17 protein-coding genes are annotated in these 15,114 nt (G+C 67.5%); 11 read left to right on the top strand and 6 right to left on the bottom strand.

Annotation, left to right across the window (positions count from 1 at the left end):
* Positions 1–53 precede the first annotated feature (53 nt).
* The 5 genes from dapF to ACTDI4_RS02110 all read left to right on the top strand — a co-directional run bounded on the left by dapF (position 54) and on the right by ACTDI4_RS02110 (position 4,873).
* Complete coding sequence (gene dapF, locus ACTDI4_RS02090) at positions 54–941, top strand: diaminopimelate epimerase (RefSeq protein WP_442843238.1); 888 nt, start codon at positions 54–56, stop codon at positions 939–941.
* Positions 941–2,224, top strand: a complete 1,284-nt coding sequence (mtaB, locus tag ACTDI4_RS02095) for a tRNA (N(6)-L-threonylcarbamoyladenosine(37)-C(2))-methylthiotransferase MtaB (protein ID WP_442839571.1) — start codon at positions 941–943, stop codon at positions 2,222–2,224. Before dapF ends, mtaB begins: the two co-directional genes overlap by 1 nt.
* Positions 2,225–2,240: 16 nt before the next feature.
* The gene (gene ftsY, locus ACTDI4_RS02100; RefSeq protein ID WP_442839572.1) at positions 2,241–3,836 is read left to right on the top strand and encodes a signal recognition particle-docking protein FtsY; all 1,596 of its coding nucleotides are present in this window, start codon (positions 2,241–2,243) and stop codon (positions 3,834–3,836) included.
* Between the two features lie 60 nt (positions 3,837–3,896).
* Complete coding sequence (locus ACTDI4_RS02105) at positions 3,897–4,553, top strand: septation protein A (RefSeq protein WP_442839573.1); 657 nt, start codon at positions 3,897–3,899, stop codon at positions 4,551–4,553.
* 152 nt (positions 4,554–4,705) lie between these two features.
* Positions 4,706–4,873, top strand: a complete 168-nt coding sequence (locus ACTDI4_RS02110; RefSeq protein ID WP_442839574.1) for a hypothetical protein — start codon at positions 4,706–4,708, stop codon at positions 4,871–4,873.
* 7 nt (positions 4,874–4,880) lie between these two features.
* On the opposite strand, the gene ACTDI4_RS02115 is transcribed toward ACTDI4_RS02110, so the two are convergent.
* The 4 genes from ACTDI4_RS02115 to ccmA all read right to left on the bottom strand — a co-directional run bounded on the left by ACTDI4_RS02115 (position 4,881) and on the right by ccmA (position 7,136).
* Positions 4,881–5,459, bottom strand: a complete 579-nt coding sequence (locus tag ACTDI4_RS02115) for a DsbE family thiol:disulfide interchange protein (RefSeq protein ID WP_442839575.1) — start codon at positions 5,457–5,459, stop codon at positions 4,881–4,883.
* The gene (gene ccmD / locus ACTDI4_RS02120) at positions 5,456–5,638 is read right to left on the bottom strand and encodes a heme exporter protein CcmD (protein WP_442839576.1); all 183 of its coding nucleotides are present in this window, start codon (positions 5,636–5,638) and stop codon (positions 5,456–5,458) included. Before ccmD ends, ACTDI4_RS02115 begins: the two co-directional genes overlap by 4 nt.
* Positions 5,639–5,759: 121 nt before the next feature.
* Complete coding sequence (gene ccmB / locus ACTDI4_RS02125) at positions 5,760–6,425, bottom strand: heme exporter protein CcmB (protein WP_442839577.1); 666 nt, start codon at positions 6,423–6,425, stop codon at positions 5,760–5,762.
* A gap of 93 nt (positions 6,426–6,518) precedes the next feature.
* On the bottom strand, positions 6,519–7,136 hold the full coding sequence (gene ccmA, locus ACTDI4_RS02130; RefSeq protein ID WP_442839578.1) for a heme ABC exporter ATP-binding protein CcmA: 618 nt from the start codon (positions 7,134–7,136) through the stop codon (positions 6,519–6,521).
* Positions 7,137–7,417: 281 nt separating this feature from the next.
* Between ccmA and acnA the strand changes: the two genes are divergently transcribed.
* The 3 genes from acnA (at position 7,418) to ACTDI4_RS02145 (ending at position 11,841) form a co-directional block, all read left to right on the top strand.
* Complete coding sequence (acnA, locus tag ACTDI4_RS02135; RefSeq protein ID WP_442839579.1) at positions 7,418–10,120, top strand: aconitate hydratase AcnA; 2,703 nt, start codon at positions 7,418–7,420, stop codon at positions 10,118–10,120.
* Positions 10,121–10,290: 170 nt separating this feature from the next.
* Positions 10,291–11,064: a DUF1223 domain-containing protein gene (locus ACTDI4_RS02140; protein ID WP_442839580.1), complete on the top strand. Its 774-nt coding sequence runs from the start codon at positions 10,291–10,293 to the stop codon at positions 11,062–11,064.
* A gap of 390 nt (positions 11,065–11,454) precedes the next feature.
* The gene (locus ACTDI4_RS02145; protein ID WP_442839581.1) at positions 11,455–11,841 is read left to right on the top strand and encodes a DUF2794 domain-containing protein; all 387 of its coding nucleotides are present in this window, start codon (positions 11,455–11,457) and stop codon (positions 11,839–11,841) included.
* A 32-nt stretch (positions 11,842–11,873) separates the two neighbouring features.
* Here the strand turns inward: ACTDI4_RS02145 and ACTDI4_RS02150 are convergent, their stop codons facing one another.
* Complete coding sequence (locus ACTDI4_RS02150) at positions 11,874–12,434, bottom strand: GNAT family N-acetyltransferase (protein WP_442839582.1); 561 nt, start codon at positions 12,432–12,434, stop codon at positions 11,874–11,876.
* A 128-nt stretch (positions 12,435–12,562) separates the two neighbouring features.
* Positions 12,563–13,342, bottom strand: coding sequence for a Bax inhibitor-1/YccA family protein (locus ACTDI4_RS02155; protein ID WP_442839583.1), 780 nt, complete (start codon positions 13,340–13,342; stop codon positions 12,563–12,565).
* Positions 13,343–13,704: 362 nt separating this feature from the next.
* Between ACTDI4_RS02155 and thpR the strand changes: the two genes are divergently transcribed.
* The 3 genes from thpR to ACTDI4_RS02170 all read left to right on the top strand — a co-directional run bounded on the left by thpR (position 13,705) and on the right by ACTDI4_RS02170 (position 15,080).
* Complete coding sequence (gene thpR / locus ACTDI4_RS02160; protein WP_442839584.1) at positions 13,705–14,292, top strand: RNA 2',3'-cyclic phosphodiesterase; 588 nt, start codon at positions 13,705–13,707, stop codon at positions 14,290–14,292.
* A 5-nt stretch (positions 14,293–14,297) separates the two neighbouring features.
* Positions 14,298–14,594 (top strand): 4a-hydroxytetrahydrobiopterin dehydratase, encoded by a 297-nt coding sequence (locus ACTDI4_RS02165; RefSeq protein ID WP_442839585.1) that lies wholly within the window; start codon positions 14,298–14,300, stop codon positions 14,592–14,594.
* A 123-nt stretch (positions 14,595–14,717) separates the two neighbouring features.
* Entirely contained in the window at positions 14,718–15,080 is a 363-nt protein-coding gene (locus ACTDI4_RS02170) for a YkvA family protein (protein ID WP_442839586.1), read from the top strand.
* Positions 15,081–15,114: the final 34 nt, after the last annotated feature.

Raw genomic sequence — 15,114 nt, forward strand, 5'->3', positions numbered from 1 at the left:
CGCCGTCGCACTGGTAATTTCCGGCCGTTTCCGCCATATAGCGCCGCATGGACATGCAAACGTCGCGTGCGGCCCCCTTCGCCCGGATGAACGGCGTCGGCAACGAGATCATCGTTGCCGACATGCGCGGCCGTGCCGACCGGGTGACGCCGGCGGCGGCCCTCGCGCTCGACGCCGATCCGGCGACCCGCTTCGACCAGATCATGGCGATCCACGACGCCAGGACCCACGGCACCGACTACTACATCTCCATCCTGAATTCCGACGGCACGCCCGCACAGGCCTGCGGCAACGGCACACGCTGCGTGGTGCAGGCGCTCAGCGCGGAAACCGGCCGCAGCAGCTTCACCTTCGAAACCCTGGCCGGCATCCTGAATGCCCAGGTGCATGAAGACGGGCTGATCTCGGTCGACATGGGCAAGCCGCGCTTCGGCTGGCAGGACATCCCGCTGGCGGAGGAATTCCGCGACACGCGCATGATCGAACTGCAGATCGGACCCATCGACGCGCCGGTGCTGCATTCGCCCTCGGTCGTCTCCATGGGCAACCCCCATGCGATCTTCTGGGTGGATCGCGACGTCTGGTCCTACGAGCTGGAGCGCTTCGGGCCGCTGCTCGAAAACCATCCGATCTTTCCCGAGCGCGCCAACATCACCATCGCCCAGGTGACGTCGCCGACCGGCATGACGATCCGCACCTGGGAGCGCGGCGCCGGCCTGACCAGGGCCTGCGGCTCGGCGGCATGCGCGGCGGCGGTCGCCGGCGCGCGCACGAAGCGCACGGGCCGCAGCGTCAACCTGACCGCGCCGGGTGGCCCGCTGCATGTCGAGTGGCGCGACGACGACCACGTCGTGCTGACGGGCGCGGCCGAATGGGAGTTTTCCGGCACGTTCGACCCGGCCACCGGCGCCTGGGCGCGCGACACGGAAAGCCTCGCCTGATGGGCATCGAGGTCGTCACCTTCGGCTGCCGGCTCAACACCTACGAGTCGGAGGTGATGCGCCGCGAGGCCGAGGCCGCCGGCCTCGGCGAGCTGAAGGACGGCGCCATCATCATCAACACCTGCGCCGTCACCGGCGAGGCGGTGCGGCAGGCCAAGCAGTCGATCCGCAAGGCGCGCCGCGAGAACCCGGGCGCGCGCATCATCGTCACCGGCTGCGCCGCCCAGACCGCGCCGCAGGATTTCGTCGCCATGGACGAGGTCGACCTCGTGCTCGGCAACGAGGAGAAATTGAAGGCGCACAATTACCGCGCGCTGCCGGATTTCGGCGTCAACGACTTCGAGAAGGCCCGCGTCAACGACATATTTTCGGTGCGCGAGACGGCCGGCCACATGGTCGACGCCATCGAGGGCCGGGCGCGCGCCTTCGTGCAGGTGCAGAATGGCTGCGACCATCGCTGCACCTTCTGCATCATCCCCTACGGGCGCGGCAATTCCCGCTCCGTGCCGATGGGCGCGGTGGTGGAGCAGATCAGGCGGCTGGCCGAAAACGGCTATGCCGAGGTGGTGCTCTCGGGCGTCGACATGACCAGCTACGGTGGCGACCTGCCCGGCGCGCCGAAGCTCGGGCGGCTGGTGAAGACCATCCTGCGCCAGGTGCCGGAGGTGCGGCGGCTGCGCCTGTCCTCCATCGATTCCATCGAGGCCGACGACGACCTGCTCGACGCCATCGCCACAGAGGAGCGGCTGATGCCGCATCTGCATCTTTCGCTGCAATCGGGCGACGACATGATCCTCAAGCGCATGAAGCGCCGGCATCTGCGCGGCGATTCCATCCGCTTCTGCGCAGAGGTGCGCAGGCTTCGCCCCGACATCGTCTTCGGCGCCGACATCATCGCCGGCTTCCCGACCGAGACGGACGCGATGTTCGAGAATTCGTTGCGGATCGTCGAGGAATGCGGCCTCACCCACCTGCATGTCTTCCCCTTCAGCCCGCGCGAGGGCACGCCCGCCGCGCGCATGCCGCAGGTGCAGCGCCAGATGGTTAAGGAACGCGCCGCGCGCCTGCGTGCCGCCGGCGAGGCCGCCTATGCCCGCCATCTCGATTCGCTGGTGGGGAGCACCCAGCGCCTGCTGGTCGAGCGCGAGGGCATCGCCCGCACCGAAGGTTTCACCATGGCCGCCATCGATGCCGGCAGGCCCGGCGACATCGTCGCGGCCGCCGTCACCGGTCACGACGGCGGCAAGCTGATCGCGGCGGCGCTTGCCGCGCAGGCGGCCTGAGGGCGAGCGGACGAAAATGGCATTCGGCTTCATCAAAAAGGTCTTTTCCTTCGGCAGGAAGGAAGTGGTGGAGGAGCGGCCCGACCAGAAGGCGCCGCTGCCGGCGCCGGAAACCGGCACGGACATCGCTCCCGAGGCTCTGGCTCTGGCGCCGGCGCCGCAACCTCTTCCGGAAGAACCTGCGCCGGCCCCGACGCCGGCCGAGCCCGAGCCGGCGGAACCCGTTCCCTCCGTGCCGGAGGTTCCGGCAACGCCTGAAGTCCCGGCCGAACCGGAGGAGGTTCCGGCGCCCGCACCTGCCGAGGTCCCCGCCCCATCCACGCCGCAGGAAGTGCCGACCGAACCGCAGGATGTTCCCGAACCGCTGCCGGAAGCGGAGCAGGTTGCGCCGCCTTTCCCCTCCCCCTCGAGGGGAGGGTCGGCCGACGCAGTCGACCGGGGTGGGGTCTCCGGATCGCCTGACGCGACTGAAGCGATCACGGTCGCCGACGCGCCGCTTGCTCCGGAAGCGCCGGTCGTCGCGGAGGCGCCGGCGGCGGCGGAAATGACCCCCTCAAGCCCTGCGGACCATCGCCCCCTCAAGGGGGGAGAGGCGGTTGCGCCGGCGCCAAAGCCAGCCGCCGGCAAGGTGACGGTGGCGAAAAAGGTCGAGCAGAGGGCCGAGCCCAAGGAAGCGCCCGCGCCTGCCGCGCCGAAGCGCTCCTGGTTCCAGCGCATGCGCGAGGGCCTGTCGCGCTCCTCGCGCGAGCTTTCCGGCAACATCGCCGGCGTCTTCACCAAGCGCAAGCTGGACGAGGACACGCTGCAGGACCTGGAGGACGTGCTGATCCGCGCCGATCTCGGCGTGGAGACCGCCCTGCGCGTCACCGACGCGCTGTCCGCCAGCCGCTACGGCAAGGACGTCTCCGACGCGGAAGTGCGCGAGGTGATGGCGGCCGAGGTGGAGAAGGTGCTGAAGCCGGTGGCGCTGCCGCTGGAGCTGGACCTCTCGCACAAGCCGCATGTCGTGCTGGTGGTCGGCGTCAACGGCACCGGCAAGACCACCACCATCGGCAAGCTTGCCGCCAAGCTGACCGCGGGCGGGCTTTCCGTGATGCTGGCGGCGGGCGACACCTTCCGCGCGGCGGCGATCGAGCAGCTCAAGATCTGGGGCGAGCGCACCGGCTCGCCGGTCGTCGCCACCAAGCTGGGCGCCGATGCCGCCGGCCTCGCCTACGACGCCTTCGAAAAGGCGAAGGCGGCCGGCTCCGACGTGCTCATCATCGACACCGCCGGCCGGCTGCAGAACAAGGCCGAGCTGATGGACGAGCTGGAGAAGATCGTGCGCGTGCTGGGCAAGCTCGATCCGGAGGCGCCGCACACCGTGCTGCAGACCGTAGACGCCACCACCGGGCAGAACGCGCTGAACCAGGTCGAGATCTTCCGCAACGTGGCCGGGGTCAACGGGCTGGTGATGACCAAGCTGGACGGCACGGCGCGCGGCGGCATCCTCGTGGCGATCGCCGCCAAACACCGGCTGCCGGTCTATTTCATCGGCGTCGGCGAGCAGGTGGACGACCTGGAGCCGTTTTCCGCCGGTGAATTCGCCAAGGCGATCGCCGGTGTGGCGTAGCGATCATGGCCGGCGTTCCGCGCATCCCTTCAAACCCAGCGAGCCACCGAGCGAGCCAGCATGACACCACCCATCATCGAACGTGATCCCTCCGACCCGCAGAAGGCGAAGAAGGAAGCGATCAACCCGGCGCTGAAGCTGGTGCTCGAACTCGGGCCGCTGATGGTGTTCTTCTTCGCCAACACGCGCGGCGAGTGGCTGGCGCAGAAATTTCCCGTCCTGGCGGATTTCGGCGGCCCCATCTTCATCGCCACCGGCCTGTTCATGGCGGCGACCGTCATCGCCCTTGCCGTGTCGTGGGCGCTGGTGCGCAGCCTGCCGATCATGCCGCTGGTGTCGGGCGTCGTCGTGCTGGTCTTCGGCGCGCTGACGCTCTACCTGCAGGACGACGTCTTCATCAAGATGAAGCCCACCATCGTCAACACGCTGTTCGGCGTCGTGCTGCTCGGCGGGCTCGCCTTCGGCAAGTCGCTGCTGGGCTATGTCTTCGATTCCGCCTTCCGCCTCGACGCCGAGGGCTGGAGGAAGCTGACCCTGCGCTGGGGCCTGTTCTTCCTGTTCCTGGCCGTGCTCAACGAAGTGGTCTGGCGCAATTTCTCGACCGATTTCTGGGTGGCCTTCAAGGTGTGGGCGACGATCCCCATCACCATCCTGTTCACGGCCAGCCAGATGCCGCTCATCATGCGCCACTCGCTCGATGGGAAGCTCGGCAAGTAGGCCCGGCGAGTGGACCCGGCATGCGCGGGGCGCAATGCTGCATTGCACACATTTATTTTGCAATGCACACTTCCTATGTCATGCTGCGTACGCCCAGGGAGGAACAATCGCCGCGCCGATGACGCGGCCCACGAACCTCGAAGGGAAACGCCATGTTGTTCGACAATCTCGTCTCGCGCGCCCGCAACAGCCTCGACAAGCGCCGCCGCTACAACCGGCTCGTCGCCGAAATCCAGAACATGAGCGATCGCGACCTGGCCGACATCCGCGCCAGCCGCTCCGAGATGCTCTACCAGGTGCGCAAGCAGATCTACGGCTGAGCCGCCGCTACGGCTGCGGCGCGGCCAGCGCCTTCTCCACTTCCGGCAGCAACAGGGTCCTGACCGAGTCCGGCGTCAGCGGCCCGACATGCTTGTAGGCGATCCTGCCGTCCTTGCCGATGAGAAAGGTTTCCGGCACGCCGTAGACCCCCCAGTCGATCGCCGTGCGGCCCGCCTCGTCGGCGCCGACGGCCTGGAAGGGGTTGCCGAGGTCGCCGAGGAAGCGCCGTGCGTTCTCGGGCTTGTCCTTGTAGTTCAGGGCGGCCAGCGTATAGCGCTTGTCCTGCGCCAGCGCCATCAGCACCGGGTGCTCCTGCCGGCAGGGCACGCACCATGACGCAAAGACGTTGAGCAGCGTCACCCGGCCGGCGAAATCCTTCGAATCCAGTCCCGGCAGGTTCATGCCGTCGACCGGCGGAAGTTCGGTCGCCGGCGCCGGCTGGCCGATCAGCGCCGACGGCACGGCCGACAGGTCCCGTCCGGACATGAGCTGGGCCAGGAATATCCCGGCAAGGCCCAGAAACACCATCAGCGGCAGCAGGATCAGCACGCGGCGACGGCGCGGAGCGGCAACCTCTCCGCTCATGGCTTGCCTGCCCCCAGTCTTCCGGCCTTGTCGGAGCGGCGGCGCACGCCTGAGGCTTCCAGCTCCGCCAGTTCCTTCACGCGTGCGCGCTGGTCGAGCAGCACCCAGCCGATCAGCCCGGCCAGCGCCACGGCGGTGATGGCGTAGGCGGCCGCGACATAGAGCGTGTGCGGGCTCATGCGCAGCGCCCCGTTGCGGTGCCTGATGTGCTTGCCTCGTCGATCATCGCCTTCCTTAACCCCGTGCAGGCGCCTCCGCAATCAGCCGCCACGCCGCACCCCTTCTCTTCTCGAAGCCGCGTCAGTCGCCGCCGTGGCGCAGCGCCAGCGCCGCCGCAGCCGGGCCGATCACGGCAAGAAACAGCGTCAGCGCGGCGAGAATGAGGAAGGGCTGCAGGAAAGGCTCCGGATCGTGGACGGCGCCATAGCAGGCCGACACGCCGAAGATCAGCACCGGAATGGTGAGCGGCAGCACCAGAACCGAGATCAGCAGGCCGCCGCGCGGCAGCGACACCGCCACGGCCGCGCCCGCCGCGCCGATGAAGGTGATGGCCGGCGTGCCCACGAAAAGGGTGAGCGTGGCTGCGCCGATGCCGGCAGGCTCCATGTTCATGAACAGGCCGAGCAGGGGCGCGGCCACCACCAGCGGCAGCACGCTGCCGGTCCAGTGCGCCAGGCATTTGGTCAGCACCGTCAGCGGCGTCATGTGGCGGTCGCCGGCCAGCAGCAGCAAGTCGAGCGAGCCGTCCTCGCGGTCGGCCTGGAACAGCCGGTCGAGCCCGAGCAGGCAGGACAGCAGCGCGCCGATCCACAATATGGCCGGGCCGATGCGCGAAAGCAGGTTGAGGTCGGGCCCGACGCCGAAGGGGATGGTGGCGATCACCGCCAGGAAGAAGATGACGCCGGTCAGCGCCCCGCCTCCGGCGCGGACGGAAAGCCTGACGTCGCGGATGTAGAGGGCTAGCATCGGCCGTCCCCCGCCGTCCGCCCCTTGCCCTTTTCCCCTTGCGGGGAGCGGTGAGGGGCGGGGGTCGTTTCATGGCGCCGGGAGGCGGACACTTCACCCATATGCCGGCTTCCCCATCCTCAGTTCCCCCGCCTCGATGCCGAGCGGCAGATGCGTCGCCGCCACGATGATGCCGCCCGCCGCGCGATGGGCCGTCATCAGCTCCGTCAGCCGCGCCTCGGAGGCCTTGTCCAGCCCCGAGGTCGGCTCGTCGAGCAGCCAGACGGGACGATGGCTGACCAGAAGCCTGGCGATGGCCGCGCGCCGGCGCTGGCCGGTGGACAGATAGCCGAACGGCAAATGGCCGATATCGCCGAGCCCGACCTCGTCCAGCGCCTCGGCCACCTCGAGGCCGCGCGCGCCGGGCCCGAGGAAGCTGCGCCAGAAGACGAGGTTTTCCGTCGCCGTCAGCCCCGCCTTCATTGCGTTCTGGTGGCCGAGATAGTGGCAGGCGGCGGCAACCGTCGGAAACTCCTCGCCGCCGCCTTCGAAAATCGCCCTGCCCTGCGCGGCCGGCAGCAGCGCGCACAGCACCCGCAGCAGCGTCGATTTGCCCGAGCCGTTGGGGCCGGTGACGACCATGGCCTCGCCGCCGCCGAGCGCGAAATCGACGCTTGCGAACACCGGCTCGCCGCCGCGCTCGCCCCCGAGATTTTCGGCGATCAGCCGCATCGCACTCCCTTTTCCCCGACCTTTCCGGCTCGCCCCGCTACGGCCGGAGCGCATGCACCAAGTTGCCTACAGCCTCTAGAACTATTCCAGAAATTTCTCTATATGCGGGTTACCAACCCCAGCGGTCGGGGAAGGCAACCTTTATTGCGCCGGACCAGCGCACGCGCCGCCGAAAAGGCGGCCGGGCGTGGGGAGCGGACAGCGGAAATGGCCGTACCCGCACCTTTGCGCGTGATGAGCATGCCATCGGAGTCCGTTCCCTTGAGAAGGCAACAGACTAGATGGGGTCCAACGTGTCCAAATCACTCGACAGTTTCAATTGCCGCCGCACTCTGACCGCAGGCGGTTCCGACTATGTCTATTACGATCTGGTCGAGGCCGAAAAGAACGGCCTGACCGGCATTTCCCAGCTTCCCTATTCCATGAAGGTGCTGCTGGAGAACCTGCTGCGCAACGAGGACGGCCGCTCCGTCACCAAGGAGAGCATCCAGGCCGTGGCCGGCTGGCTCACCGACAAGGGCACCGCCGGCGTGGAGATCGCCTACCGCCCGGCCCGCGTGCTGATGCAGGATTTCACCGGCGTCCCGGCCGTGGTGGACCTCGCCGCCATGCGCGACGGCCTCGCCTCGCTGGGCGGCGATCCGGAAAAGATCAACCCGCTGGTGCCGGTCAACCTGGTCATCGACCATTCCGTCATCGTCGACGAATTCGGAACCCCGCGCGCCTTTGCCCGCAATGTCGAATTGGAATATCAGCGCAACGAAGAGCGCTACAAGTTCCTGAAATGGGGCCAGCAGGCGTTCCGCAACTTCCGCGTGGTGCCGCCCGGCACCGGCATCTGCCATCAGGTCAACCTCGAATATCTCGGCCAGGTGGTCTGGACCAACAGCGAGAGCGGCGAGACCGTCGCCTATCCCGATACCTGCGTCGGCACCGATTCGCACACCACCATGATCAACGGCCTGGGCGTGCTCGGCTGGGGCGTGGGCGGCATCGAGGCCGAGGCCGCCATGCTCGGCCAGCCGGTCTCCATGCTTCTGCCCGAGGTGATCGGCTTCCGCCTCACCGGCAAGCTGAAGGAAGGCGTCACCGCCACCGACCTGGTGCTGACCGTCACCCAGATGCTGCGCAAGAAGGGCGTGGTGGGCAAATTCGTCGAGTTCTTCGGCCCCGGCCTGTCCAACATGACGCTGGCCGACCGCGCCACCATCGGCAACATGGCGCCGGAATATGGCGCGACCTGCGGCTTCTTCCCCGTCGACGACGAAACGCTGCGCTATCTCACCATGTCCGGCCGCCACGAGGATCGCATCGCTCTGGTCGAGGCCTATTCCAAGGCCCAGGGCATGTGGCGCGACGACGGCTCGGCCGATCCGGTGTTCACCGACATGCTGGAGCTCGACCTCGGCGCGGTGGTGCCGTCCATGGCCGGGCCGAAGCGCCCCGAAGGCCGCCAGGCGCTGGAGGACATTCCGGCCGGCTTCGCCAAGGCGATGGACACCGAGTACAAGAAGGCCGCCGAGATTTCCAAGCGCTACGCCGTCGAAGGCGCGGACTTCGACCTGGGCCATGGCGACGTGGTGATCGCGGCGATCACCTCCTGCACCAACACCTCCAACCCCTCGGTGCTGATCGGCGCCGGCCTGCTGGCGCGCAACGCCAACCGCCTCGGCCTTAAGCAGAAGCCGTGGGTGAAGACGTCGCTGGCGCCCGGCTCGCAGGTCGTGGCCGAATATCTGGAGAAATCCGGCCTGCAGAAGGAGCTGGACCAGATCGGCTTCAACCTGGTCGGCTTCGGCTGCACCACCTGCATCGGCAATTCCGGCCCGCTGCCGGGCCCGATCTCCAGGACCATCAACGAAAAGGGCCTGATCGGAGCGGCCGTGCTTTCGGGCAACCGCAACTTCGAGGGCCGCGTCTCGCCGGACGTGCAGGCCAACTACCTGGCCTCGCCGCCGCTGGTGGTGGCGCATGCCCTGGCCGGCACGGTGACCAAGGACCTCACCAAGGAGCCGATCGGCGAGGACCGCGACGGCAATCCGGTGATGCTGAAGGACATCTGGCCGACCACCGCCGAGATCCAGGAGTTCATCGAGAAGAACGTCACCCGCGAGCTGTTCGCCCGCAAATATGCCGACGTCTTCAAGGGCGACGAGAACTGGCAGAAGGTGCAGGCGCCCGGAGGCCAGACCTATGCGTGGGACGACAAGTCGACCTATGTGCAGAACCCGCCCTATTTCGCGGGCATGCGCCAGGGCCTGGGCAAGATCTCCGACATCAAGGGCGCGCGCGTGCTCGGCCTGTTCGGCGACAAGATCACCACCGACCACATCTCGCCGGCCGGCTCGATCAAGGCGGCTTCGCCGGCAGGAAAGTATCTTACCGACAATGGCGTGGCCGTCGCCGACTTCAACCAGTACGGCACGCGCCGCGGCAACCATGAGGTGATGATGCGCGGCACCTTCGCCAATATCCGCATCCGCAACCACATGCTGGGCGAGAACGGCAAGGAGGGCGGCTACACGATCCACTATCCTTCGAAGGAGCAGATGTCGATCTACGACGCTGCCATGGAGTACAAGAAGGAGGGCGTGCCGCTGGTCATCTTCGCCGGCGTCGAATACGGCAACGGCTCCTCACGCGACTGGGCGGCCAAGGGCACCAACCTGCTCGGCGTGCGCGCCGTCATCGCCCAGTCCTTCGAGCGCATCCACCGCTCGAACCTGGTCGGCATGGGCGTCATCCCCTTCGTCTTCGAGGAAGGCACCTCCTGGGCCACGCTCAACCTCAAGGGCGACGAGACGGTCGAGATCGACGGGCTGGAGACCATCAAGCCGCGCCAGAAGATGGCGGCCAGGATCACCTATGCCGACGGCACGGTGAAGAGCGTGCCGATCCTGTGCCGCATCGATACGCTGGACGAGCTGGACTACTTCAAGAACGGCGGCATCCTGCAATACGTGCTGCGCGACCTGGCGGCATAGGTCCGCAGGCTTCGCCGAAATTGCGGCCGCCGGGGCTTTGTCCCCGGCGGCCTCGTCTTTTGCCCGCCCGAAAATTTCACCGCAACGTGACTTCACGTTGACGGCCGCTTCTGCCAATTATTCGAGCAAACCGGGAAAGAAGCCGGCGTACCGGCGGGATTCGGACGGTCATGACCCTTTGCAGATTTTCGTGGCTGGCGCTGGCGCTGGCCACATCGGTACTGGCCGGTCCGTGCCTGGCGGACGAAGCGAAGAAGCCCCTGGGCGTGGTGGAGCTGTTCACCAGCCAGGGCTGCAGTTCCTGTCCGCCCGCCGACGCGCTTTTCGGCGAACTGGCCGCCCGCGACGACCTCGTCGCACTCGCCTATCACGTCGACTACTGGGACTATCTCGGCTGGCAGGACACGCTGGGCCGCAGGGAGAACACCGAGCGGCAGTACGACTACATGCGCGCCTTCGGCAGCCGCTCCGTCTACACGCCCCAGGCGGTGCTGAACGGCCGCGTCCATGTCAACGGCGCCAACCGCGAGGCCGTTTCCGATGCGCTGGCGTCGATGAACAAGGCCGGCGACGGCATGCGCGTCAACGTGACCGTCAGCCGGGACGGCGACGACGACGTGATGATCGACACGGGCGATGCCGTCACCGGGCCGGACGGCGCCCCGGCCACGCAGAACGCGCATGTCGTGATCGTCTATTTCGACCCGCCGCAGACGGTCGCGATCGCCAAGGGCGAGAACGACGGCCGCAAGCTCACCTACTGGAACGCGGTCTCCGGCATCCAGACAGCGGGCATGTGGCACGGCCGGGCGCAGCGATACGAACTGCCGGCGACCGAAGTGTCGAAGAAAGGCGGCTGCGCCGTGCTCCTGCAGGCGGTCGGGCGCGACGGGCTGCCCGGTCCCATCCTCGGCGCGGCCTTCATCCACAAGCCGTCGCGGTAGAGTAGCCCCGCATAAGAAAAAGGCCGGCATCGGCTTTTCCCCGGCACCGGCCACTCAGGATTTTGGGATCGTCGCACTCGGTCTTCCGATGGGAGCCGAGGTTGGTTCGATCCGACGCTGACCCGTGGGCGGGGGGCTTGGGGTTTACGAGCCGGTGCCGGACCGAACCGTCTCAGGCAACGGGGCTAAGTTCGTCGGACATTGGGGCGCGAGCGCGGATAAAAGACGGCAGCAATGTGGCGCCGCATCACCAATTCCAACAGGGCGTTCTCAAATGTGAGGGTGCCGCCCGCCACAGGGCTCCTTTTTACGGCGCCGCTTATCCGGCTTGCAATTGCCGGACGAAAGCGCGAACCTCGACCGGCAACAGATTTTTCCGAGGATCGCGGCATGACCGATCATAGCGGGGGAGCGGAGGATGGGGAGGCATCCGCAATATTGATCCCCCTGCACGAGGCCCGGCGCGAGCGCGCCGGCATGCCGGTGCGTTTCGAGCGGCGCGAGCTTGACGAGATATTGCGGGTCTATGGACGCATGGTGGCGGCCAACGAATGGCGCGACTACGCCATCGATCATCTGAGCGATCGCGCCATCTTCTCGGTGTTCCGCCGCACCAGCGAGGTGCCGCTCTACCAGATCGTCAAGGATCCCAGGATGGCACGCCGCCAGGGCGCCTTCGCCGTCATCGCCACCGGGGGCCGCGTGCTGAAGCGCGGCCACGAACTGGGCCGCGTGCTCGGCGTGTTCGACAGCAAGCTGCGGCTGGTGCAGGCATAGGCGAGCCGAACCGGCGGGGATTGCCCGGCCGCTCAGCCGCCCCTGAACCGCCGCTCGGGCAGGGAGCCGGGGTCGGGCGGCGAGGCCGTGCCGCCGTTCAGCTCGAGCTGCATGAAAATGGTGTCCAGCCAGCGGCCGTGCTTGTAGCCGGACCCGGAAAGCTGGCCGCAATGGCAAAAGCCTAGCTTTTCGTGCAGGCGCACGGAAGCGCTGCCGGGTCCGCCGTCGCCGATCACGGCGACGATCTGCCGGAAACCGAGCGTGCGCACCGCTGCGATCAGCGCCCGCAGGAGCGCCTCGCCGACGCCGCGCCCCCTGGCTTCCGGCGCGACATAGACCGAATCCTCGACGATGAAGCGATAGGCCGGGCGCGTGCGGAAGGCGCCCGCATAGGCATAGCCTGCAACGCTGGCGTCGGCTTCGGCCACGAGATAGGGAAAGCCCTCCTCCCTCAGCGCCGCGAAGCGTGCCGCCATCTCGGCGCGGCCCGGCGGCTCCAGCTCGTAGCTCGCGGTGCCGCGGGCCACGGCGTCGGCGTAGATTTCGGTGATGCGGTCGAGATCGGCCGGTTCTGCCTGGCGTATGTTCAACATCTGGCGATCCGTGCGATTCCGCGCCGCCTCCGCCGGCAACCACGGCATGTGCGACTACAGCAAATGTCGCGGCGAAAGAAAAGGGCGGCCGATCGGCCGCCCCGTTCAGATCAGTCTCATGCTGCCGGTCAGCGGCGGTCGCCCATGAACTGCAGCAGGAACATGAACAGGTTGATGAAGTCGAGATACAGCGTCAGCGCGCCCATGATGGACTTGCGGCCGGCCACGAGCTGGTCGTCGCCCTCGAAATACATCTCCTTGATCTTCTGGGTGTCGTAGGCGGTGAGGCCGGCGAACACCAGCACGCCGATCGCCGACACGGCGAAGGACAGCGCCGAGGACTGCAGGAAGATGTTGATGACCATGGCGATGATCAGGCCGAACACGCCCATGATCAGGAACGAGCCCATGGCGGTCAGGTCGCGCTTGGTGGTGTAGCCGTAGAGCGACAGTGCGCCGAAGGCGGCCGCGGTGGCGAAGAATGTCTGCGAGATCGATGCCGTGGTGTAGACCAGGAAGATCGACGACAGCGACAGGCCGACCAGGCCGGCATAGACCCAGAAGGTCGTCTGCGCGGCCGACACGCTCATCGACTGCACGCGGAACGACAGGAAGAACACGGCGGCCAGCGGCGCCAGGATCACCACCCAGCGCAGCGGCGAGGCGAAGATGGCATAGCCGAAGGAAGTCAGCATGTCGCCATTCGGCAGCGTCGCGACCGCGGCGGCCGGGTTGTTGGTCGTGGCGAACATGACCGTGGCGATGGCGGCAAGGCCGGTTATGAGGAGGCCAAGTCCCATCAGGTTGTAGACGCGGATCATGTAGGCGCGCAGGCCCTCGTCGATGGCCGCGTCCGTGCGGGCCCCGACGGGCACGGATCGCGTTTGATAGTTGCGGAAGTCGGACATAGGTTCCTCTGTTGCTTCTGCCCCGTCGGGTGTCGGACCCCTCGATGGGTCCAGGCGCCGCTGGCGGGGCTCCAGCATGCCTGCGCGAAATATGATGTCTTTCCCCGGCAAGAACAAGACGTAACCATCCGCAACGTCTCGTGATTCGCGCGGCGAAGCCGCAGCACGGGGCCTTTTGGCCGCCTCATGACAAAAATTTTATCCGGCGCCGCCGATTCTCCCCTCGGCCGGCGGCGGCGGCCGGAACCGTTTCGGCCGCTCGCGCCTTTTGGTTGGCAGGTTCCGACAATACCCCTTGCCCCCGCCGTCCATCGATGATTCGCTATGCATCAGGGGTTCGATTCGAGGAAGGGAGGCTTTCCATGCCGCGTCTTTTCACCGCCCTCGAAATTCCGCGCGAAGCTGCGTTGTCGCTGTCCCTGCTCCGCGGGGGCCTGCCCGGCGCGCGCTGGATCGACGTGGAGAACTACCACCTGACGCTGCGCTTCATCGGCGACGTCGAAGGCCATGTGGCCGACGAGATCGCCAACGCGCTCGACCGGGTGCGCCGGCCTTCCTTCATGCTCACCCTGTCGGGTGTCGGCGCCTTCGGCCAGAAGAAGCCCCATGCGGTGTGGGCGGGCGTGTCCCCGTCCCCGGACCTCAATGCGCTGCAGGCGGAGATCGACCGCATCTGCCAGCGGCTCGGCGTGGCCTCCGACCCGCGCAAGTTCATGCCGCATGTCACGCTGGCGCGGCTGCGCAATTCCAGCCCGCTGGACGTGGCGCGATATCTGTCGGCGCGCGGAAACTTCTCCGCCCTGCCGTTCCGGGTCGGCCGCTTCGTGCTGATGTCCTCGCGTGATTCGGTCGGCGGCGGGCCCTATATCGTGGAGGAGGCGTGGCCGCTGGCGGGGCCAGGGGTCGGCCGCTTCGCCGACGCGGCCGAGAGCGCCCGGTTCATGAGGTAGAAGCCATGGCAAGGAACAGGCTGGACGACGCGGCGATCACGACGGCCCTGGCCGGCGCGGCGGGCTGGACGCTGGCCGCCGACAAGAGCGCGATTGCCCGCACCTTCGAGTTCCGCAATTTCTCCGAAGCCTTCGGCTTCATGAGCCGCGTGGCGCTGGCGGCGGAGAAGATGGACCACCATCCCGACTGGTCCAATGTCTACAGGACGGTCGAGATCCGGCTGAACACCCATGACGCCGGCGGCCTGACGGCGCTCGACTTCGAGCTGGCGCGCAAGATCGACCGGATCTTCGGCGCCTGATCTTCTCCATCGGCGGCGGCGCGAGGCCGCCGGGCTTGCAGGGGGCGCCGGCTTTCCCCACATGTGCGTTCGCGGCCGGTTTTCGGCATTCTTCGAAACGGCAGGGCGAACCAGGAGCAGGCGATGGCGCGAAAATCCGGTTTCGACTTCAGCGGCTTCGGCGGCAGGCCGGGCGACGAAGGCGAGGTGCGCGCGAAATTCTGGCGCACGGCCAGGAAGGCGGCCCGCCACATCCCCTTCATGGAGGACCTGGTGGCGGCCTATTATTGCGCGCTGGACAAGGACACGCCGTTGCGCGCCAAGGGCATCCTGCTTGCCGCGCTCGGCTACTTCATCCTGCCGGCCGACGCCATTCCCGACGTGCTGTTCGGCATCGGCTTCACCGACGACATCGCCGTGCTGACGGCTGCGATCGCGGCCGTGCGCGCCCACATCACCCCTGCGCACCGGCTCGCCGCGCGCGAGGCGCTGGCTGCGGCCGACTGATCCTTCCATCCGCCTTTCGCCGCGCAAACTGCCC

The sequence above is a fragment of the Mesorhizobium sp. PUT5 genome, from assembly GCF_052216645.1.
Taxonomy (GTDB): Bacteria; Pseudomonadota; Alphaproteobacteria; order Rhizobiales; family Rhizobiaceae; genus Mesorhizobium.